Annotated in this window: 15 protein-coding genes; 8 read left to right on the top strand and 7 right to left on the bottom strand. The window is 67.2% G+C overall.

What is annotated here, in order from left to right; translation table 11 throughout:
• Window positions 1-43: 43 nt before the first annotated feature.
• From M6D93_RS13830 to M6D93_RS13820, 3 genes are all read right to left on the bottom strand, one after another.
• On the bottom strand, window positions 44-5,362 hold the full coding sequence (locus M6D93_RS13830) for an IPT/TIG domain-containing protein (protein ID WP_249769890.1): 5,319 nt from the start codon (window positions 5,360-5,362) through the stop codon (window positions 44-46).
• 278 nt (window positions 5,363-5,640) lie between these two features.
• Window positions 5,641-6,726, bottom strand: coding sequence for a sensor histidine kinase (locus M6D93_RS13825; RefSeq protein WP_249769888.1), 1,086 nt, complete (start codon window positions 6,724-6,726; stop codon window positions 5,641-5,643).
• Window positions 6,698-7,372: a response regulator transcription factor gene (locus tag M6D93_RS13820; RefSeq protein WP_347343495.1), complete on the bottom strand. Its 675-nt coding sequence runs from the start codon at window positions 7,370-7,372 to the stop codon at window positions 6,698-6,700. The genes M6D93_RS13825 and M6D93_RS13820 overlap by 29 nt, the downstream gene beginning before the upstream one ends.
• A 368-nt stretch (window positions 7,373-7,740) precedes the next feature.
• Between M6D93_RS13820 and M6D93_RS13815 the strand changes: the two genes are divergently transcribed.
• Window positions 7,741-8,436, top strand: coding sequence for a lysophospholipid acyltransferase family protein (locus tag M6D93_RS13815; RefSeq protein ID WP_249769886.1), 696 nt, complete (start codon window positions 7,741-7,743; stop codon window positions 8,434-8,436).
• A gap of 3 nt (window positions 8,437-8,439) precedes the next feature.
• Here the strand turns inward: M6D93_RS13815 and paaK are convergent, their stop codons facing one another.
• Together paaK and M6D93_RS13805 are read right to left on the bottom strand one after the other, a co-directional pair.
• On the bottom strand, window positions 8,440-9,756 hold the full coding sequence (gene paaK / locus M6D93_RS13810) for a phenylacetate--CoA ligase PaaK (protein WP_249769885.1): 1,317 nt from the start codon (window positions 9,754-9,756) through the stop codon (window positions 8,440-8,442).
• Window positions 9,757-9,965: 209 nt separating this feature from the next.
• Complete coding sequence (locus M6D93_RS13805) at window positions 9,966-11,300, bottom strand: aminotransferase class I/II-fold pyridoxal phosphate-dependent enzyme (RefSeq protein WP_249769884.1); 1,335 nt, start codon at window positions 11,298-11,300, stop codon at window positions 9,966-9,968.
• A gap of 39 nt (window positions 11,301-11,339) precedes the next feature.
• Between M6D93_RS13805 and M6D93_RS13800 the strand changes: the two genes are divergently transcribed.
• Both M6D93_RS13800 and msrA read left to right on the top strand, forming a co-directional pair.
• Window positions 11,340-12,017: a pyridoxamine 5'-phosphate oxidase family protein gene (locus M6D93_RS13800; protein ID WP_249769883.1), complete on the top strand. Its 678-nt coding sequence runs from the start codon at window positions 11,340-11,342 to the stop codon at window positions 12,015-12,017.
• Window positions 12,018-12,162: 145 nt separating this feature from the next.
• Entirely contained in the window at window positions 12,163-12,684 is a 522-nt protein-coding gene (gene msrA / locus M6D93_RS13795; protein ID WP_249769882.1) for a peptide-methionine (S)-S-oxide reductase MsrA, read from the top strand.
• 38 nt (window positions 12,685-12,722) lie between these two features.
• Here msrA and M6D93_RS13790 read toward each other — a convergent pair whose 3' ends face one another.
• A complete protein-coding gene (locus M6D93_RS13790; RefSeq protein WP_249769881.1) occupies window positions 12,723-13,616 on the bottom strand; it encodes a ribokinase in 894 nt (297 codons plus the stop codon).
• A 223-nt stretch (window positions 13,617-13,839) separates the two neighbouring features.
• Between M6D93_RS13790 and M6D93_RS13785 the strand changes: the two genes are divergently transcribed.
• From M6D93_RS13785 to nicT, 4 genes are all read left to right on the top strand, one after another.
• Entirely contained in the window at window positions 13,840-15,063 is a 1,224-nt protein-coding gene (locus M6D93_RS13785) for a ferredoxin reductase (protein WP_249769880.1), read from the top strand.
• A gap of 67 nt (window positions 15,064-15,130) precedes the next feature.
• Window positions 15,131-16,279, top strand: a complete 1,149-nt coding sequence (locus tag M6D93_RS13780) for a fatty acid desaturase family protein (RefSeq protein ID WP_249769879.1) — start codon at window positions 15,131-15,133, stop codon at window positions 16,277-16,279.
• Window positions 16,280-16,289: 10 nt separating this feature from the next.
• Window positions 16,290-16,589, top strand: a complete 300-nt coding sequence (locus tag M6D93_RS13775) for a hypothetical protein (protein ID WP_249769877.1) — start codon at window positions 16,290-16,292, stop codon at window positions 16,587-16,589.
• A 64-nt stretch (window positions 16,590-16,653) separates the two neighbouring features.
• Window positions 16,654-17,832 carry a Nickel transporter NicT gene (gene nicT, locus M6D93_RS13770; RefSeq protein ID WP_249769875.1) on the top strand — a complete coding sequence of 393 codons (1,179 nt, stop codon included), beginning with the start codon at window positions 16,654-16,656 and terminating at the stop codon, window positions 17,830-17,832.
• A gap of 330 nt (window positions 17,833-18,162) precedes the next feature.
• On the opposite strand, the gene M6D93_RS13765 is transcribed toward nicT, so the two are convergent.
• On the bottom strand, window positions 18,163-18,444 hold the full coding sequence (locus M6D93_RS13765) for a GlsB/YeaQ/YmgE family stress response membrane protein (RefSeq protein WP_249769873.1): 282 nt from the start codon (window positions 18,442-18,444) through the stop codon (window positions 18,163-18,165).
• 181 nt (window positions 18,445-18,625) lie between these two features.
• Between M6D93_RS13765 and M6D93_RS13760 the strand changes: the two genes are divergently transcribed.
• Entirely contained in the window at window positions 18,626-18,823 is a 198-nt protein-coding gene (locus M6D93_RS13760) for a hypothetical protein (RefSeq protein WP_249769871.1), read from the top strand.
• The last annotated feature ends 123 nt before the right edge of the window (window positions 18,824-18,946 follow it).

The raw sequence follows: 18,946 nt of genomic DNA, 5'->3' as shown, positions 1-18,946 counted from the left end.
GAGGACCGGGGGGTGTCCTCGACGAGGCCGTTGGGTCGGTTGATCAGGGAAGTAACTGATCGGAACCGGCATCCCAGCGCCGGCCGGTTCCCGGGCGGGGCTGGCGATCGATGTCGGCGCTGGGAGCGCTGACGACGTAGGTCCACCGGCCGGCGCCGGCGCCCCAGGTCACCGTGGTGTTGGCCGCACCCAGCCCGTAGGCCGAGGACAGCGTGGAGCTCAGGTGGTAATCGCCCATCAGCGAAGGTGGCAACAGTTGGGCCACGATGACCGCCTGCCGGAAGGCCGGGTAGGTCCGCGAGGCCAGGATGTTGACGTCGACGTTGTAGTTGGACACGAACGACGGGTCGTTCTGGCTGAGCGTGCCGTCGTTGGTCACCTGCGTCAGGTCCTGGACCACCGAGTGGGTCGGGGCCAGGCTGGCGCTCTGGTCGTCGGTTACACCCATGTCCCAGTTGACGATTCCCGGGCAGGTCACCGAGTCGATGCCGCACACCACGCCGCCGTCGAAGTTACCGGCTCGGTTGTCCCAGAAGACGTCGTTGAGCAGCGTGGGCTTGCTGAACGTCGTGGTGTTGACCCCGGTGTTGTTCAGCTTGGTCAGCTGGGCCTGCAGAGGATCGCTGTTGGTGGCCGTCGACAAGCCGGCCGGCGCCGGCGAGCCGTCGCTGGTCACGGCCGTGGCCGTGGTCAGGTTCTTGGTCACCGTCGTGTTCACGATCCGCACGAACGGAGCGTCGTCCAGGGCGATACCGCCGCCTTCGTGAGCCGAGACGTTGTTGGCCACCGTGTCGTTGCTGATCGTGATGGTCTGGTTCTCGGCCTGGTTACGGTTGCCGACCGCGGAGCCGGTCACCTGCAGCAGCCGGATGCCGCCGCCGTCGTCGTTGGCCAGGTTGGCCTGGATGACGTTGGAGTCGATCAGCACCCGGCCGGTGCCCTGCGACAACCCGGTCGGATCGGCCGGCAGTTCACCGGCGATCATGACCGCGCCGCCCTCGTCGTAGGAGGCGTTGAACCACATGCGGTTGTTGGTGATCGTGCCGCCCTTGGACTGCGTGCCGCTGGCCGCCTCCTGGTAGCCGAAGGCCGAGATCGCGCCTCCGTACTCGGCGGAGAAGTTGCCGCACAGAGCGTTGTGATCGACGACGTAGCCGTCACTGCCCGCGAACAGCCCGACCCCGCCGGCCAGGTTCGTCCCGCCGTTGTCGCGGATCTGGTTGTTGGCCAGCCGTAGGTCGGTGTTGTTGTTCCCACTGACGTACGGGGTGCCGACGCGAACCGCGCCGCCGTAGGAGCCGCCGTTACCGCGGATGATGTTGTCGGTGATCTGCATGTTGCGGACGTTGCTGTGCAGGTAGATCCCGCCGCCTTGCGTCACCAGCGCGCCCGCCGCCCCGTACGGGGTCTTGATCCCGCCGGTGAGCTCGTTGATGTTGGCCGGGAAGTCCGACTGCGCGCCACCGGTGACCGTGAAGCCGTCGAAGGTCAGCCGGTAGTTCGGGTCGAGGATTCCGTTCGTCACGGCCGGATCGTCGAGCACGGTGACCGCCGCGGCGTCCGGTACCGCCGGGTTCCCGCTGTAGCGCAGCGACGACAGGAGCGCGATCCAGTTCAGGCCGGACGGGTTGTCGGGGTTGAAGCCCGACCCGTCGATGATCGATCCGGGTACGAACGTTCCGTCGGGCTGGAATCCACCCGGACCGACGCCCTGGATGTGCACGCGGTGGTGGACGATCACGTTTTCGTCGTACTGGCCTTGCGGATTGAGGTTCGTGGACGTGCCGGGGTAGACCACCACGACCCAGAACGGTGCCTGCCGAGTCGGGCGGGCGGCCTCCAGCGCGGCCTGGATGGTGCTGTAGCGCGCGAAGGTCTGCGCCGACTTGGCCCCGGGCCCGACCTCGACGACGCGAGGGTTGGACGCGTTGTCACCGGCGGAGTTCTGCGAGTAGTTGCCGAGGCTCTGGATGGTCAGGGTGTTGAAGCCGCCCCGACCATCAGACCGGGTGATGCTCAAGGGCAGGGCACCCGTCGGCAGCGCCGTACCGGTCGGCAGGGTGGCCACGATCTGGGTGTCGGTCCAGCTTGCCGCCGTGGTCCCGAGCGTGACGCCACCGAGGGTGAGCGTTCCCCGGGCCGCCCCGAAGCCGAAGCCCTTGATGGTCAGCGTTCGGTTGGCGTCGCTGCGCCGCACGAACGGACGGTCGACGGCGAGCAACTGCGGGGTGTTCGGTCCGAGATCGCACTGGGTCGGGTTGACGGTGGTCGTGTCGGGAGCCAACGCGGTCGTGGCCACCTGGGTCGGTGCCTCGTCCGTCACCGTGTACTGACCCGGCCACGCCTGGAAGTTCGTGGCGATGGTGCGGAATCTCGGGTTGTAGTCGGCGTTCGGTGCGTTGGACGCGCCGGGATCGTTGCCCACGAAGCGATACATGTTCGGGCAGGGTCCGGCCGGGACGGGGCAGTTGTAGGTGTCGGTGGAAGGCACCAGCGCCTCGTACAGGCCGTTGAAATCGGTGTGCGTCGTGTAGGTCAGCCGACCGCTCCAGTCGTAGAGACCGACCGGGACGTAGGGCAGGCCCTGGGCCTCACCGAAGTTGACACTGCGCTTGTCGAGCGAGAGCCCGAGGTCGTTGAGGGTCAGGCCCCAGAAGTGCGTGGGGATCGGGACGTCGGTGTAGAGGTTGAAGTTCGGTGCAGTCGACTGGCCGGTGCGCACGGTGACGAGCTTGTCCGTGCAGTACGGGCGCTGCTGGCCTTCGAACGGTGATCCGCCGGCGGCCAGGAAGTCCGGGTTGGTGACGGTCACGGTGTGCAGGGAACCTGCGCAGGGCGAGATGATGCCGGCCTGCTGGGACGGTGGCTGTGAGGGCGGAGTGGGCAGGTTCAGCTGCGCACCCTGGTCCTGCTGGTTGGCCACGGCCTGGCTGGCGGGCGGGTAGTTCTCCTGGGGTACGTAGCTGTCGCCGGAGAAGACGTTGACGTCGGCCTCGGTGGTCACCTTGTACATCGGCTTGCCGTCGACCGGGTCGTTGGGAATGTCCACGCCCACCAGGTAGTCCAGCGGAGCGAGGTCCTGCGGGTGGTAGCCGTTGTCGGCCATGTTGGCGTACAGCGCCAGGTCGTGGTTCGGCGCGGGGTTCTTCGGATTGCCCGGCGGGTACAGATTGATGTCGGACGTCCCGAAGCCGTAGTTGCCGTTGACGGTCTGCGAGCCGCCGGCGGAGTCGCTGGCACCGACCTGCATCCCCATCATCGGCGCCTCGACGCAGAGCGCGTTGGCCGTCGTGCCGAACGCCGGCAGCGCCTGCTGATCGGTCAGCGGCTGGCCGTTGTACTGCCGTGCCGTGCACCCCTTGGGCGGAGCCCACTGTTCGGAGGTGTACGTGTCGGCGACCTGTGGACCGCGTTTCATCGATCCGTCGTCGTTGAGCTGGTAACCCTGCCGGCAGTGGTCGGCCGGCGTGGTGGCGTCACAGGCGACCGGGACGTACAGGTGCACCTTGACGTTCGGGATGCCGGGTTGGTAGCTCTCGCTGACCGCGTCGGCCGGGTCGAGCTCGTTGCGGGTCGTGTCATAGCTGACCGTTCCCACGATGCCGCCGTTCGTGCCGGCCGCGTAGGGCTGCACCCCCCAGTCGATCTCGCCGCCCAGGCCGATGATCGGCAGGAAGTTGATGTCGACGAGGCTGCCCAGCTGTGTGGTGGACTTGGTCTCGTTCTCCGCCTTGTAGGTGATTCCCGTTGTCTGGTAACGGGTGTTGAAGCCTTCGAGGATGAGCCACTTGCCCAGCGGGTAGGCCTCGCGGATGTCGTAGTACCCGCTGTCGTTGGTCGAAACGGTGTTCGTCGCCTGGTCCATGAGCGTGTTGTCGCGCTCGCGCACCGTGAGTCCGAACTGAGGCACGGCCTTCTCGCCCGGATCCATCTTGCCGTTGCCGTTGGAGTCGATGAACACCTTGCCGTACACGTGGCTGAACCAGCCGACGATGATCTTGTTGCCGACGTCGGTGGGCAGGCCGTTGGCGACGTCGACGTTGAAGCTCCACAGGATGTAGTCCTGGTCGTCGTCCCAGATGGACAGCTGGTAACTGCCGTTGGGTACGTGCGGGATGGTGAACTTGCCGGCGCCGTCGGTTTGAGCGGTGTAGACCTGCGCGTCACCGGCGCCGAGGTCCGACAGCGCGACCCAGGCGTTGGGGATCGGTCCGCCGCTCTTCACCCCGGCCAGGCCGGTCTCCGGGGAGACCTGGCCGTTCTGCCCACCGATGTAGGGCAATCCGGCGATGGCGGTTCCGGTGATCGAGCCGGTGGCGGCCGCTGCTCCGCGGGCGATCACCGACGGTAGCTTGCGCACGAAGCCGAACTGCACGGACGGAACCAGTTCGGCACCCTTGGTCTGCTCGGTGTCGTAGCCTGTGGCGCCTTCCTGCGACCAGATGTCGTGGTCGTGACCACCCTCGAGGGTGGTGGTCTGCACCCACTGGCCGGTCTGGCTCACGGGCGGCGCGACCGTGGCGGCGAAGCGGTTCGGTCCCAGGTTCGGAATCACGATCTGCCCGGTGGAGTCACTGACGCACTTACCCGTCGAGGTCGGGTCGATGTCGGGCTTGGTGCCGGTGAAGGTCATGTGCCCGGCCGCGTCGTGCAGGTACTTGGTGCACAGCGCGTTGCCGTAGTAGTCCGTGCTGACCAGGCCGAACACGTCCGTGAGGGTGGCGGTGAATCCGCGAAGGCCGCGCTCGGCGTCCACCTCGTAGGTCGCATCGACCGGAGCGTTGTCGTTGAAGACCTGCAGGCGCAGGGTGGTCAGCGGCAGGGGAGTGGCGTTCATGGCGACCTTGACCAGTTGGCTGCTGCCGGAGGTGACCGTGAAGTGCTGCCCGTCGATCTTGTAGCCGTCCGAGGTGACCGAGATCAGGTACTTGCCGACGGGCAGATCGGCCAGCGCCTTCGTGGCGTTGAGGTCGTCCTGGGTGCCCTGGGCCACGATCGGTGCGAACCCTGAGGTGACCCGGACCGAGGGCCATTGGCAGGTGTCGGCGTAGTTGGGGTCGGTCGAGCCGCCTTGAGCGGTCGAGGGCAGGCACTGGCCGGTGCCCTGGTTGCTGATCGTGCCTGGGTTGCCGGTGTCGTCGAGGTTGACGATCCACTTGTACGAGGTGATCGGGTCACCGACGGTGCTCACCCCGCCGACGGTCTTCGCGCTGGCCACCGAGAGGGTGATGCTGCCGGGCGCGTCGGCGGCCTGCGCCTTGACGGCCTTGCTCAGCTGCATCGATTGCACCGCGGCGACAACAAGAGTGGCCGCGAGGGCGGCCTTGGCGAATCGCATCAGGCTGGTCGGATGTGACTTCACGACTAGGCCCTTCCTCTCCCCGATCCGCGCCACTGGACATGGGCGCAGAGTTCTGGAGCGAACTGTGCGGGGTGGGAAGCGGCGGCAAAAGGAAGATGACAGCGCCGTCACTCCGCTGTCATGTCGTGTAATGCAGGTGAACGATTCCCTTGTACGCAAGGCGAAAATGCCCACGGCCGATGTAACCGAATGGGCGTTTCGACACGACTGGCCAGTTGTCGGCGATTTGCTGTTGGTCGAAACCGCACATTCGCGGCGCGCCTGCCTCGCCGGAAGGATCAGCCGGAGGCGGGAACGCGCACGTTGAGCGGCAACGGAACGGCCGTTCGGCGTTCGGCGTGCGCTCCTGGGATGCGCATCGCAACCCGGGTGCCGTTGCCTTCGGTGCTGGACAACTCGAGCTGGCCGCCGCGTGATTCGACCATGGTGCGCACGATCGACAGGCCCAGGCCGCTGCCGCCGCGACTGCCGGCCGCGCTGCCGGTCTGGAAGATCTCGGTGACCCGATTGAGGTCGGCGCGAGGGATGCCGAGGCCCGAATCCTCAACGGCGATAAGCACATCCTCGCCATCGGCCGTCACCGACAGCAGGATCGAGTCGCCAGGTTCGGTGAACTTCACCGCATTCTCGACCAGGCAGTCCAGTGCTGCTTCCAGGCGCTCGGAATCGGCCAGCATTCGCCCGAGGTGCACGTCGGTCTTCCAGTCCCGGTCGACGGTGGCCGCCCACCGGCGCGAGATGGTCTCGATGAGGGTGACGACGTCGATGGGCAACCGTTCGGACGGGGCTTCGGCCCGGACCAGGGTCAGCAGCTTGGTCGTCATGGCGGTGGCCTTGTCGAGTTCGCTGACCACGACAGCGGCATCGGCTCGGGTGGTCTCGTCGGTGGTCTTGTCGCGGATCAACTCGGCGAAGCCGCGGGCGATCGTCAACCGGGTCCGCACCTCGTGCGAACCGAATCGGGCGGCGACATCGCGGTGTTCGGCCTTGGTGCGTTCGCTCTCGCGCAGCTCGTTCAGCCGATCCTGCGCGGCCTGGAACCGCTTGACGTGCCAGATGAGCAGCGCGACGAGCACGCCCATCAGGACGATCTCCGTGCATTCCTCCCAGCCGATCACGCCACTGCGGGCGTGCCGGACCAGCGCGATGCCGGTGACGAGGGTGATGATGCTGAAGACCAGCCAGGTGAGTCCCGTCGACCAGCGATACAGCCCGTACAGCAGAGCGAAACTGGCCCAGATGAGGTGGTACGGAATGGTCTCCTCACCCGGGAGCAGGTACATGAGGGCAGCCATGAGGCTGGAGAACACGACCCACCCTGCGGCGAGCAGGTGTTTAGCAGGCGACGAATCGATAGCCGACATTGCGCACCGTTTCGATACTGTTCGTGGCGAGCTTGCTGCGCAGGCGCCGCACGTAGACGTCGACGACATTGGTCCCTGGGTCGAATCCGATTCCCCATACGTCGGCGAGCAATTCCTGTCGGGTGCAGACCTGGCCACGCCTGTGCAGCAGGTGGGCGAGCAGGACGAACTCCCGCTGCGACAACTCGATCCGGTTTCCCCCCATGACGAGCTCGCGTCGTTGCAGGTCGAGTTCGAATCCGTGACCGGTCAGGTAACGCTGCTGGGTGCCGGGACTGGGACGGGCATCGTCCCGCAACCGCGCGCGCACCCGGGCCAGCAATTCGCCGTTGCTGAAAGGCTTGGCGACGAAATCGGCTGCCCCCGTGTCGAGCACGGCGATCCGGCGCCCGACCTCGGCGACCGAGGACAGGATGAGCACGCGCGCGTCGGGCCGAGAGGCGAGCAGGACGCTCAGCACCTCCTCGCCGGGGATATCGGGCAGGATGAGGTCGAGGATGACCAGGTCAGGAATCTCCGTCATCGCCGCCTGCAGGCCGAGCGCGGCCGTCGCTGCGGTCGATACTCGGTAACCGGCGTCGGTCAGCAGCCGTCCAAGGAGCAGCCGTAAGCTCGGTTCGTCTTCTATGACCAGCACGTGCGCCATACGCCCCCCCGGATGCCAGGCTGGGCAATTGTTACCTGGCTCTTAAGTTCGGGCAAGCATGCAATTAACGTCGCGCCCCTTCGTGCTGGGTCGATACCGACGGCTTCGAAGGTAAACGTCCGGATATTCGGCGGCCTCGATTGCCCCCGCGTTACACAGTTGTCATGAAGGGTGCAAGGAGGGCGAATACCCTCCGCACAAGCACGCTTGCGGAGGGTGTCCGTTGGGACAATTCCACGGTGCCGGAGTGGAATCCGTTGCCGTCCGCCTGACGAATCACCTACGTGTCAACCGCAGTAGCGCCGTCGAGCACGTCACGCACCGTCGACCCCCCAGCTGCTCGCGGGAGTTGGGTCTACCGCGTAGCTATGGCGGTGTCCGTACCGGTCGTGCGGTGGTGGGGGCGTCTGGACGTCGTCGGTCTGGACGTCCTGCCGAGGACCGGACCGTGTCTGCTGATCGCCAACCACGACAGCCACTGGGATCCGTTGATCATCGGGGTGGCGGCGCAGTCACGTCGTCCGGTGCGCGCGTTGGCGAAGAGCTCCTTGTGGGAAAGGCCGGTTCTTGCCTGGATCCTGACGCGGATGGGTCAGCTTCCGATCACTCGCGGGGTGGCGGACCGACGTGAACTCTCCTCCGTGCTGGCGGCGCTGCGGTCCGGCGGCTGTGTCGGCGTGTTTCCCGAAGGCACGCTCTCGCGCGGCCGGACGATCCGGGCCTACAGCGGTGCGGGCTGGATCGCCGGCGAGGTACGGGGCGCGGCGGTCGTGGGAGTCCGCGTCACGGGTTCGGTGTCCATCGTCCGCTTTCCGGTACGACCGCGGATCCGCGTGGAATTCTTCCGGCCGATCCGGTCGGACCGGGCCGGGTACCCGAACTCGATCTCGTACTCACGACGCATCCTGGCCGAGATCCGGCGCGACGCACCCCCGGTGGCCGCTGGGCGAGGTGAGGCGGCCTCGGCCATCGTCGGTCGTGGACGGCCGATGAGATCGGTGAAAAAGACTGGCGCTATTGCCCCCCGGCGAGCGTCACCGGGGCGGATGAAAACCGTGATGTGAGCGTCATCGCTTGGGACGTTCGTCCACGATGCGGCGCATCTTGCCCAGTGAGCGCTCTACCGAATCGGGTTCGAGAAGTTCCACGGCGACGCTGACACCGATGGTGTTCTTGACCATCGTGCGCAGTTCCGTCCCGGCCTGCTCGCCTTCGGCCACCGAGGCATCGTGGCGACGTTCCACCCGCAGCGCGAGTTCGTCCAGCGGGCCCGAGCGCGAGAGCACGCACTGGAAGTGTGGTGACAACGCCGGGATCTTGAGGATCAGTTCCTCGATCTGGGTGGGGAACAGGTTCACCCCGCGCAGGATGATCATGTCGTCGGTGCGTCCGGTGATCTTCTCGATGCGGCGCATCGGCCGCGCCGTCCCGGGCAGCAACCTGGTGAGATCACGCGTGCGGTAGCGGATCACCGGCATGGCCTGCTTGGTCAAGGAGGTGAACACCAGTTCACCCTCCTGCCCGTCCGGCAGGACCTCGCCCGTGAGCGGATCGATGATCTCGGGGTAGAAGTGGTCCTCCCATACGTGCAGTCCGTCCTTGGTGTCCACGCACTCCATCGCCACCCCCGGACCCATGACCTCGGACAACCCGTAGATGTCGACCGCGTGCAGGTCGAGCCGCCGCTCCATCTCCAGGCGCATGTCGTTGGTCCAGGGCTCGGCGCCGAACACCCCGATCTTCAAAGAGGTCGACCTCGGGTCGATGCCTTGACGTTCGAGCTCATCGACGAGCGCCAGCATGTAGGAGGGGGTCACCATGATGACGTCCGGCTCGAAGTCCTGGATCAGCATGACCTGCCGCTCGGTCATGCCGCCGGAGACGGGGACGACGGTGCACCCCAGTTCTTCCGCGCCGTAGTGGGCGCCCAGGCCGCCGGTGAACAGGCCGTAACCGTAGGCGATGTGCACGATGTCGCTGGGGCGTACGCCACCGGCGCGCAGCGACCGCGCCATCAGCTTCGCCCAGGTGCGGACGTCCTCGTGGGTGTAGCCGACGACGGTGGGGCGGCCGGTCGTTCCGGACGAGGCATGGACGCGGCTCACCTCGCTCCTCGGCACCGCGAACATGCCGAAGGGATAGTTCTCGCGCAGATCGGCCTTGGCGGTGAAGGGGAATCTCGACAGTTCGGCCAGGTCGGTCAGCGCGGCGATGTCGCCCGATCCGATGCCGGCCGCATCGAAGGCCCTGCGGTAGTGGGGCACGTTGTCGTAGGCGTGGCTCAGGGACCACCGCAGCCGACTCAGCTGCAGTTCCCGAAGCTGCTCGATCGAGGCGCGCTCGATGGGCTCGAGGCTGCTGGGGTCGGGACTGCGGTCGATCATCGTGGCACCCTTCGCGTGGAGACGGACCCCGCTACTGTCGCCGATGGAGGGCCGGAGTCGCCAGTCCGGTTGGCGGCGTCCGGTCGTGGTCCGAACATTCGCAGTGGCACCGCGGGACACCGCACGACACCGCAGGACGCCGCAGGGCGCCGCAGGACGCCGCAGGACGCCGCAGGACGCCGCGAGTTCTCCCGCGCCGGACGGTCCGCTCACACCGAGTAGCCGCCGGTGGCCGCATTCGTCGCCGATCCGCAGGCCTCGGCGACGTCGTCCGCCAGCCTGTCCAGCTGGGCGAGGTCGAGATTGCTGACCGTGATGCGGATGCCCGGCGCGCTGCGCTGGCGAAAGCGCGACCCGGCCGCAACGCTCCAGCCACCGGCCAGCAGCCCGGTGACGACCGCTGTCTCGTCCGCCACCGCAACCCAGACGTTCAGCCCGCTCGCCCCCGTTGCCGACAGGCCGCGGTCGGTGAGCGCGGAAACCAGGCCCAGTCGCCGGTCGTCATAGGCGTGCCTGGCCCGCCGGATGACGGTGCCGGTTCGCTCGGAGGTCCACAGGTTCAGCAGCAGCTGCTGGAGCAGCAGGCTGACCCATCCCGATGTGGTCCGCATCCGGCCCTCGACCCGCGCGACGGTCGTCTCGTCACCGGTCAGGGTGCCGACCCGCAGGTCCGGGCCGTAGGGCTTGGAGGCGGAACGGATGAACCCCCAGGATTCGGTGGCGCCGGCGAGCGTGGCCAGCCCGGCCGTCGCCAACTCGCCCGCGTGATCGTCCTCGACGACAAGGGTGTCGGGATGGTCGCCCAGCACGGCCCGGAGCTGCCGGGCCCGCTCGGCCGTCAGGTACGAACCCGTCGGGTTCTGTGCCCGGTTGGTCACGATGAGCGCTCGTGCGCCGGCGTGCAGGGCGCGAGTGAGTCCTTCGGGCCGGATGCCCGCCGCGTCGAGTTCCAGGGGCAGGACCCGCAGTCCCATCGTGGCGATGAGATCCAGTGCGTTGGGCCAGCCCGGGTCCTCCACGGCGACGGTGTCGCCGGCGCGCAGGTGGGCCGACAGCACCCGGCCGATCGCGTCCAGGCCGCCGGAGGTGACGCTGATCCACTCGGCCGGTACACCGTCGCGGACCAGGCGATCGCGAGCCTGCTCACGTAACTCGGGCAACACGAACTCCTGGGGTGCGGCGGCCGGAGACCGGTGGCGCAACGGGCCCGGGTTCAACTTCGGCAGCAGGCGCGGGTCGGGCTGGCCGCTGGCCAAGTCGAGCGCGCCCGCGTGGCCCGGCTGCGGCTGGGAGCGTGTGGCAATGGGCGGCCGCGGGCGCACGAAGGTGCCCCGACGGCCTCGGGTCTCGACCAACCCGCGTTCGCGCAGCTGGCCGTAGGCCGCGGCGACGGTCCCCGGGGCCAGGCCCAACTCGGTGGCCAGTGACCGGACCGGCGGGAGCGGTTCGCCGGGGGACAGTCGTCCGTCTCGCACCGCGGTCTCCACGTCTGCGGCAATGTCTTTGGCGGTGTGCCCGATCGGCCTGTATTGTATCGACGCCATTTGACGATTGTACCAATACAAGAAGCGGATCCAGCAGCGATGACCGACGCAAGCTACCCCGTCCGACCCGAGACCACACCGACCCGGCACCGGGAGCGGGTCTCCTACGATCGGGCCGCCGTCCACGCGGTGCTCGATGAGGCGTTGCTGTGCCATGTCGGGTTCGTGATGGACGGCCTGCCCGTCGTGTTGCCCCAGTTGCACGCCCGGGTCGGGGAGCGGCTTTACCTGCACGGCTCCAGCGGAGCGCGGGCGCTCAGAGCGGCCGGCGACGCCGGGGACGGCGGAATCCCGATCTGTGTGACGGTCACCCTCGTGGATGGGCTCGTGCTGGCCCGGTCGGCGTTCAACCACTCGATCAACTCCCGCTCGGTGGTCGTCCACGGCGTGGCCCGCCGGGTTACCGATGAGGCCGAGAAGCGCTCGGCGCTGACCTGCCTCGTGGACGCCGTGGTGCCCGGACGTTCCGATCACGTCCGTGGACCCTCGGGCAGGGAGCTGGCCGCCACCACGGTGCTCGCACTGGAGCTGGAGAACGTCTCGCTCAAGGTGCGCAGCGGCGACCCGATGGACGAGGAGGAAGACCTGACTCTCCCGTTCTGGGCCGGTGTCCTGCCACTCACGGCCGGGGCCGCGCCGCCGGAGACGGCCGCCAACGTGGCCGAGGGCATCGACGTCCCGGAGCATGTCCGGCGCTGGGCTCGGCCGGCACGCTGAGCGCTGCGCGCCGCGCCTTCTCGATGAGCCCTTTACCTGTGGAATCACCGCACGGCCGGCGGTGTTTCGTCACTGGTGCGAACCCTTCACGATCCCTACCGTGGGTTCCACCGGTGCGCACCATCGAGAAGAGGATGAACCGCAAATGACACAACAGACCGAGAAGGCCGTACTCGCCGGCGGATGTTTCTGGGGCGTTCAGGAGCTCGTGCGCCGCCAGCCCGGCGTGCTGGCCACCCGCGTGGGTTACACCGGCGGCGAGGTTGCGAACGCGACCTACCGCAACCACGGCAATCACGCCGAGGCGCTGGAGATCATCTTCGATCCGAGCCAGACGTCCTACCGCGACCTGCTGGAGTTCTTCTTCCAGATTCACGATCCCTCGACGAGAAACCGGCAGGGCAACGACATCGGTGCCAGCTACCGGTCGGCCATCTTCTACCTCGACGACGAGCAGAAGCGGATCGCGGAGGACACCATCGCCGACGTCGATGCCTCCGGCCTGTGGCCCGGCAAGGTCGTCACCGAACTCGTGCCGGCGGGTCCGTTCTGGGAAGCCGAGCCCGAGCACCAGGACTACCTGCAGCAGTACCCCAACGGCTATACCTGCCACTACGTCCGGCCGGGCTGGAAGCTGCCGCGCCGTGCGGAGTCCGTGACGCCCTGAGCGGGCAGGTTGACGGTGGCGGCCCAGCCGACGTCGCCCTAGGGGCGACCTCCGCCGGTCAAGTGAGCATCGGTTTCCGCGGCGTGCGGGATCGAGGACTGCGCGCCGCGGCGCCGCACTGCCAGCGAGGCCGCCGCGTTGGCCCGCTCGACGGCGTCCTCGATCCGCTGGCCGCGCGCGAGGGCCGCGCCGAGCACCCCACAGAACGTATCGCCCGCCGCGGTGGCATCGATCGCGTTCACCGAAATCCCGGGCACTTCGACGCGGGTGCCGTCAGGCCGGCTGAGGGTGACCCCGCGTGATCCGAGCGTGGTGATCGTGGTCGGCACGCTCCGATCCCACCCGCTCATCGCCCGCGCTTCGGTCTCGTTGACGACGAGCACGTCGACGAGCCGGAGCAGTTCGTCGGGCAGTGGCAGCGCCGGTGCGGCGTTGAGCACGACGGTGGCTCGATCGGACGCCGCGGCAATCGCGGCCGTGACCGTCTGGACCGGTATCTCGAGCTGGACGAGGAGCACTCGGGCGCCCGCGATCGTGGCCACTTCGGTGTCGGTCAGGTCGATCAGATTCTGATTGGCGCCGCCCACCACCACGATGGCGTTCTCGCCGTCCTCGGCCACCGTGACGACGGCGGTTCCGGTCGGCACGCCCACCCGTCGGACCAGCGATGTATCGATGCCCGCCTCAGCCAACTGGCCCAGCAGCCAGTCGCCGTCGGCGTCACGGCCGAGCGAGCCGACGAATGTGACTCCGGCCCCGTCCCGCGCGGCGGCAACCGCCTGATTGGCGCCCTTTCCGCCGGCGCCACGGGTCATCCCGGTGGCGAGCACGGTGTCTCCGCGCTGTGGAAGTTCGCGAACGGCGATTACGAGGTCCACGTTGGCCGACCCCACGACGACGAGCCCGGTGCCGGCGCGGGACCTTTCGGGCATGGCGCAACCCTAGATGGGATAGGACGTTTCACGCATCTCCCCCCCGTTGAGGTTGCCCTCGTTGCGCATCCCAGCCCGTTGAGGTTGCCCTCGTTGCAGCCGCCAGCCCGTTGAGGTTGCCCTCGTTGCAGGCATCCGTGTGGCGCAGGGCACCTCGCGTTGACGGACGAGCCCACTATTGATACAAATTCAGTGAACGGTCGTACACCGAATGGAGGTCGTCATGACCGCCCTCATCGATCTGCCACACGAGTTTGGGCCCGCGCCCTACGATGCCCCGGCGCCCGCCCGCAGCAGCTCAGCGCGGGCCGTCACCGCCGCCGGCCGTCTTGCCGTCCGGAGCGCGCTGGGGACCGTTGACACGCTGCTGTCTGCCCTGGCCGCACCGCACCACGTCGACCGTTACCTCGAACTGCTGCATCCTCGCCTCACAGTGCGCGAATTGCGGGGCCGGATCATGGCTGTCCGGCGCACGACCGAAGACACCGTCACCCTCACCATTCGACCGAACCGCCACTGGCAGGGGTTCCGCGCCGGCCAGTTCGTCCAGGTCAGCCTCGACATCGACGGCGTCGTGCGCACCCGCTGCTACTCACCGATCAGCTCACAGCACCGCTCCACCGGCGACTTCGAACTCACGGTCAAGGCACACGCCGACGGTGTCGTGTCCAGCCATCTGAACGAGCACGCCATTGCCGGAACCGTCGTGAGACTGTCCCAGGCCGGTGGCGCCTTCACCCTGCCCGATCCACGACCCGAACGGATCCTGTTGATCAGCGGTGGCAGCGGAATCACACCCGTGTTGTCGATGGCGCGAACGCTGGTCGACGAATCTCGTCGGGGTCGCTATCGGGGCGAGATCGTCTTTCTTCACTATGGGCGTACCGAGGCGACGGTCGCTCACCTGGCCGAACTGCGGGAGCTGGCCGAGCATTGCCCATCGCTGCGGCTCGTCCTGGCCTACCCGGGTTCCGACGACGACACCGGCGACCTGGCCGGGTACTTCAGCGCCGCTCACCTGTACGAGGCCGCGCCATGGCACGCAGAGGCGCAGACCTTCCTGTGCGGACCGGCCGGACTGATGCGATCCGTGCGGGCTTGCTATGCCGACGCGGGGCTGACCGAACGGTTGCACTTCGAGGAGTTCACTCCGCCGTCCCGACAGGCCACCGCCGCACCCGAAGCCGAAGCCGAAGCCGGACAGCTTCGCTTCCTCAGAAGCAACATCGATTCGGTCAACGACGGCACGACTCTGCTGGAACAGGCCGAAGCCGCGGGCCTGGACCCGGCCTACGGCTGCCGGATGGGCATCTGCTTCACCTGTTCGACCGTGAAGAAGCAAGGCTACACCCGCAACCTGCTCACCGGCGACCTCGACACCGAAGAGGATTCGACGGTGCAGCTGTGCATCTCCGTTCCGGTCGGTGACGTCACGGTCCAACTCTGACCTTCGATTCGCGAATCTCATCACACTCCGTTTCGCCCCGAGCGGACCGGAGAGAAGGAGAAACCTCATGCCTACCACCGATGCATCCCACCCGATCGTGCTTACCGAGGCACAGATCGACGAGCTGGGCCAGGAGCTCGACGCGCTGCGCAAACGCATCGTGGACGATCTCGGCTCCCCGGATCGTGACTACATCTACCGGGTGCTCAAGGTGCAACGCGGATTCGAGGTAGCCGGACGCGGTCTTGGCTATCTCGGCTTCCTGCCCCCGTTCTGGTTGGCCAGCGTCGCAGCGCTGTCCCTGTCGAAGATTCTCGACAACATGGAGATCGGGCACAACGTCATGCACGGCCAGTACGACTGGATGCGGGACCCGTCGCTGAACTCGCGCATGTTCGAGTGGGACACCGTGTGTCCAGCCGAGCAGTGGCGCCACTCGCACAACTACATGCATCACACCTTCACCAACATCATCGGCAAGGACCGGGACATCGGCTACGGCATCCTGCGAATGGATCCCGCACAGCGGTGGAACCCCTACTACCTCGGCAATCCCCTCTACGCGTTTCTGCTGATGGTCGGCTTCGAGTGGGGCGTCATGCTGCATGATCTGGAGGCCGAACGAGTCGTCACCGGAGAGAAGTCCCTGGACGAGGTACGAGTCCTGGCCCGGCAGTGGTATCGAAAGGCCGGACGTCAGGTGCTCAAGGACTACCTGCTGTTCCCGGCCCTGACCGGACCGTTGTTCGTCCCCACACTGGCCGCCAACGCGACCGCCAATCTGGTCCGCAACGTGTGGGCGTTCTCGATCATCTTCTGCGGGCATTTCCCGACGGGCGTGGCCACCTTCACCGAACAGGAAACGGAGAACGAGAGCCGTGGCCGTTGGTATCTGCGTCAGATGCTCGGATCGGCCAACATCACCGGCTCCAAGCTCTTTCATGTGATGACGGGCAATCTGTCCTTCCAGATCGAGCATCACCTGTTCCCGGACCTGCCGGCCCGCCGCTATGGCCAGATCGCTCCGGAGGTGCAGGCGCTGTGCGAGAAGTACGGCCTGCCGTACAACGCCGGACGCCTGTCCCGCCAGCTCGGCTCGGTCTACGGCAAGATCGTCAAGCTCGCGCTACCGGGCTTCGGACGCGCAGCTGGTCCGCGTCCGCGCCCGGCGATCAACGTGGTCGAGCCGGGCCTGTCCGCGCCGGCCGCGGCCTGAGAGCGCGGGCGTGATTTCTCGTTTCGAGGCGCGCAAGGACCTCGCCCAGGTGCTGACCGAGTCCGCCGCCGAGCACATCGGCCGCATCGCCGTGATCATCACCGGCGCTGTTCGTGACGTTGCTCGCGAAGTGGGAGATTGGGCCTCGGACGCCTTCGAGATGGGCGAGGCGGCCAAGCGGGCCACCGCCGCCGACCCTGCAACCGACGCTGCCGCCGACCCTGCCACCGACCCTGCCCCGATCCGTTCCGTCGACCGCTCCGAATTCCCGGCTGACCTGCCCGGACTTGTTGCAAAGTCCTTGCAATAGTCTGGTCCTCGGTTCTACGGTCGGAGTGGGCACGGCCACGTACCCACAAGCGGGGGGACGGCGAATGAGCGATACGGTGCTGGATCGGGTCGACCGGTCGGCCGGATCCCGGCTCGCTCTGTTCTGGCGCACGTTGACCTCGGCCGACCGGCGCTCGCTGTTCGGCATGGGTGCGTTCATCGTGCTGCTGCACGTCCTCGGCTTCGGGGTGCTGCTCGGCCTGGTGGCCCCGCAGCACTTCCAGATCGGCGGGGATCATCCGGTGTTCACCGTCGGAGTCGGCCTGTTCGCCTACACCCTCGGCATGCGACACGCCTTCGACGCCGACCATATCGCCGCGGTCGACAACACCACCCGCAAGCTGCTCGCCGACGCGCTCGACGCTGAAGACCTCCAGACCGGCCGGGGCCGCAAGCCGTTGTCGGTCGGTTTCTGGTTCTCCCTCGGACACTCCACCATCGTGTTCGCCCTGTGTGTCCTGCTCAGCTTCGGTATCAAGGCCCTGGCCGGGCAGGTCGCCAACAACAGTTCCCGCCTGCACGTCTGGACGAGCCTGATCGGGCCCTCGGTCTCCGGTTTGTTCCTCTGGATGCTGGGAATCCTCAACCTGGTCGTGTTGGTCGGCATCGTCGGGGTGTTCCGGCGGATGCGGCACGGCGAGTACGACGAGGCCGAACTCGAAGCCCACCTGAACAAGCGCGGTTTCATGAACCGGCTGCTCGGCGGCCTGCTCAAGACCGTGCGCAAGCCGGGTCACATCTACCCGATCGGCGTGCTGTTCGGGCTGGGCTTCGACACCGCCACCGAGGTCGGGCTGCTGGTCATCGCCGGCGGGGCCGCGGCGTTCAACCTGCCGTTCTACGCCATCCTCGTACTGCCGGTGCTGTTCGCGGCGGGCATGTGCCTGCTCGACACCATCGACGGAGTCTTCATGAACGCCGCCTACGGCTGGGCTTTCCTCAAGCCGGTGCGCAAGGTGTTCTACAACCTGACCATCACCGCCATTTCGGTAGCGGTCGCCTTGATCATCGGCACCGTGGAACTGGTCGGCGTACTGGCCAACGAGGCCCACATCGACACCGGGGTGATCGCTGCCATCGCGGGCATCCCACTGGACTACGCCGGGTACGGGATCGTCGGGCTGTTCGTCCTGGCCTGGGCCGGCGCGCTGGTGATCTGGCGATTCGGCCGCATCGAGGAGAAGTGGTCGCGTAACCTGCGCCCGGTGCCCGCCGACGACTGACCGGAAGCTGAGCGTCCAACCGGCGCAGCCGGGCGGCACCGGTGTGGATTGGGTCGGCTGGCAGCAGGTGGGCCGACCGCGGTTCGGTCTCGGTGACGAGGCGGAGGTCGGGAACGGGGGAGACCCGACCTCCCCCTGCTGCCGGCAGACCTATTCACGGTAGCTCGCCGTCGGCTTGTCCGGCGGGGACGCGCCGCCGGACTCAGCGTGGGCTCAGAAGGCGCTCTCAATCAGAGCCTGCCGACGTCCCGATCGCCGCCTGTGACAGACATCTGAGCCGGGAAGGGCAGCTGCCCCTCCCGGCTCAGATGTCGAGATGTAAGGCCGGAATCAGCCGCGGACGCGGCTGCGGTTGGGTGCGAACCGCAACCAGAGCAGTAGGACGATGACGGCTCCGACGATGGATCCGAACAAGCCGCTCGGCTGGAAGAAGCCGTCCTGGCCGTCCTTGTGGAAGAGCAGGTAACCGAGGAAGCCGCCGACGAAGGAGCCGACGATCCCGATGACGATGGTGGCGGGAATGGACAGATCCTGCTTGCCGGGGACCAGCAGGCGGGCGACCGCGCCGGCGATGAGGCCGACGATGATGAGAGTGACGATGAGACCGATCATGGAACGACCTTTGCTGAGGCGCTGTTGGCGTCCGGGGTGGCCGGACGCTCTGCCGGGCCATGTCCGGGGTGGGTTCGCCCGTAGCTCGTTGCGCACCCCAATCCTAGGCCACAGCTGTGAGCGGGTGCAAACGTCATGGGGCCGTATTGGTGGTTGAACTGCCCATGTGCCAGGGCATCCGATGCAGGCACTCTCCTTCCCGATCTTCCAGGCGCAGGGCAGGTACCCCGATTCCGATTCCTCCACCAAGGACGGGCGATTCGTGTATCTGACCATCATGGGGCGGCGGGAACACGATGACCTCGCTGACGTGCAAGCCCTGGTTGGTGGCCTGATCGACATCATCGTCGGTGCGTTGTTCGTCTTCCGCAGGCTGTGATCCCGCAGGACGATTCGGTGACCTGGGCCGTGCTGGGTGTCGGTGGGTTCGCGGTGCTCACGGTCCTGTTGTCGACCCTGAACGCAGGCCGGCGGGGGTGAGATCGATAACTCACGGGGTGTC

The organism is Jatrophihabitans telluris (assembly GCF_023516435.1).
GTDB classification, from domain to species: domain Bacteria; phylum Actinomycetota; class Actinomycetes; order Mycobacteriales; family Jatrophihabitantaceae; genus Jatrophihabitans_A; species Jatrophihabitans_A telluris.
This window is presented reverse-complemented; position numbering and strand designations above follow the sequence as displayed.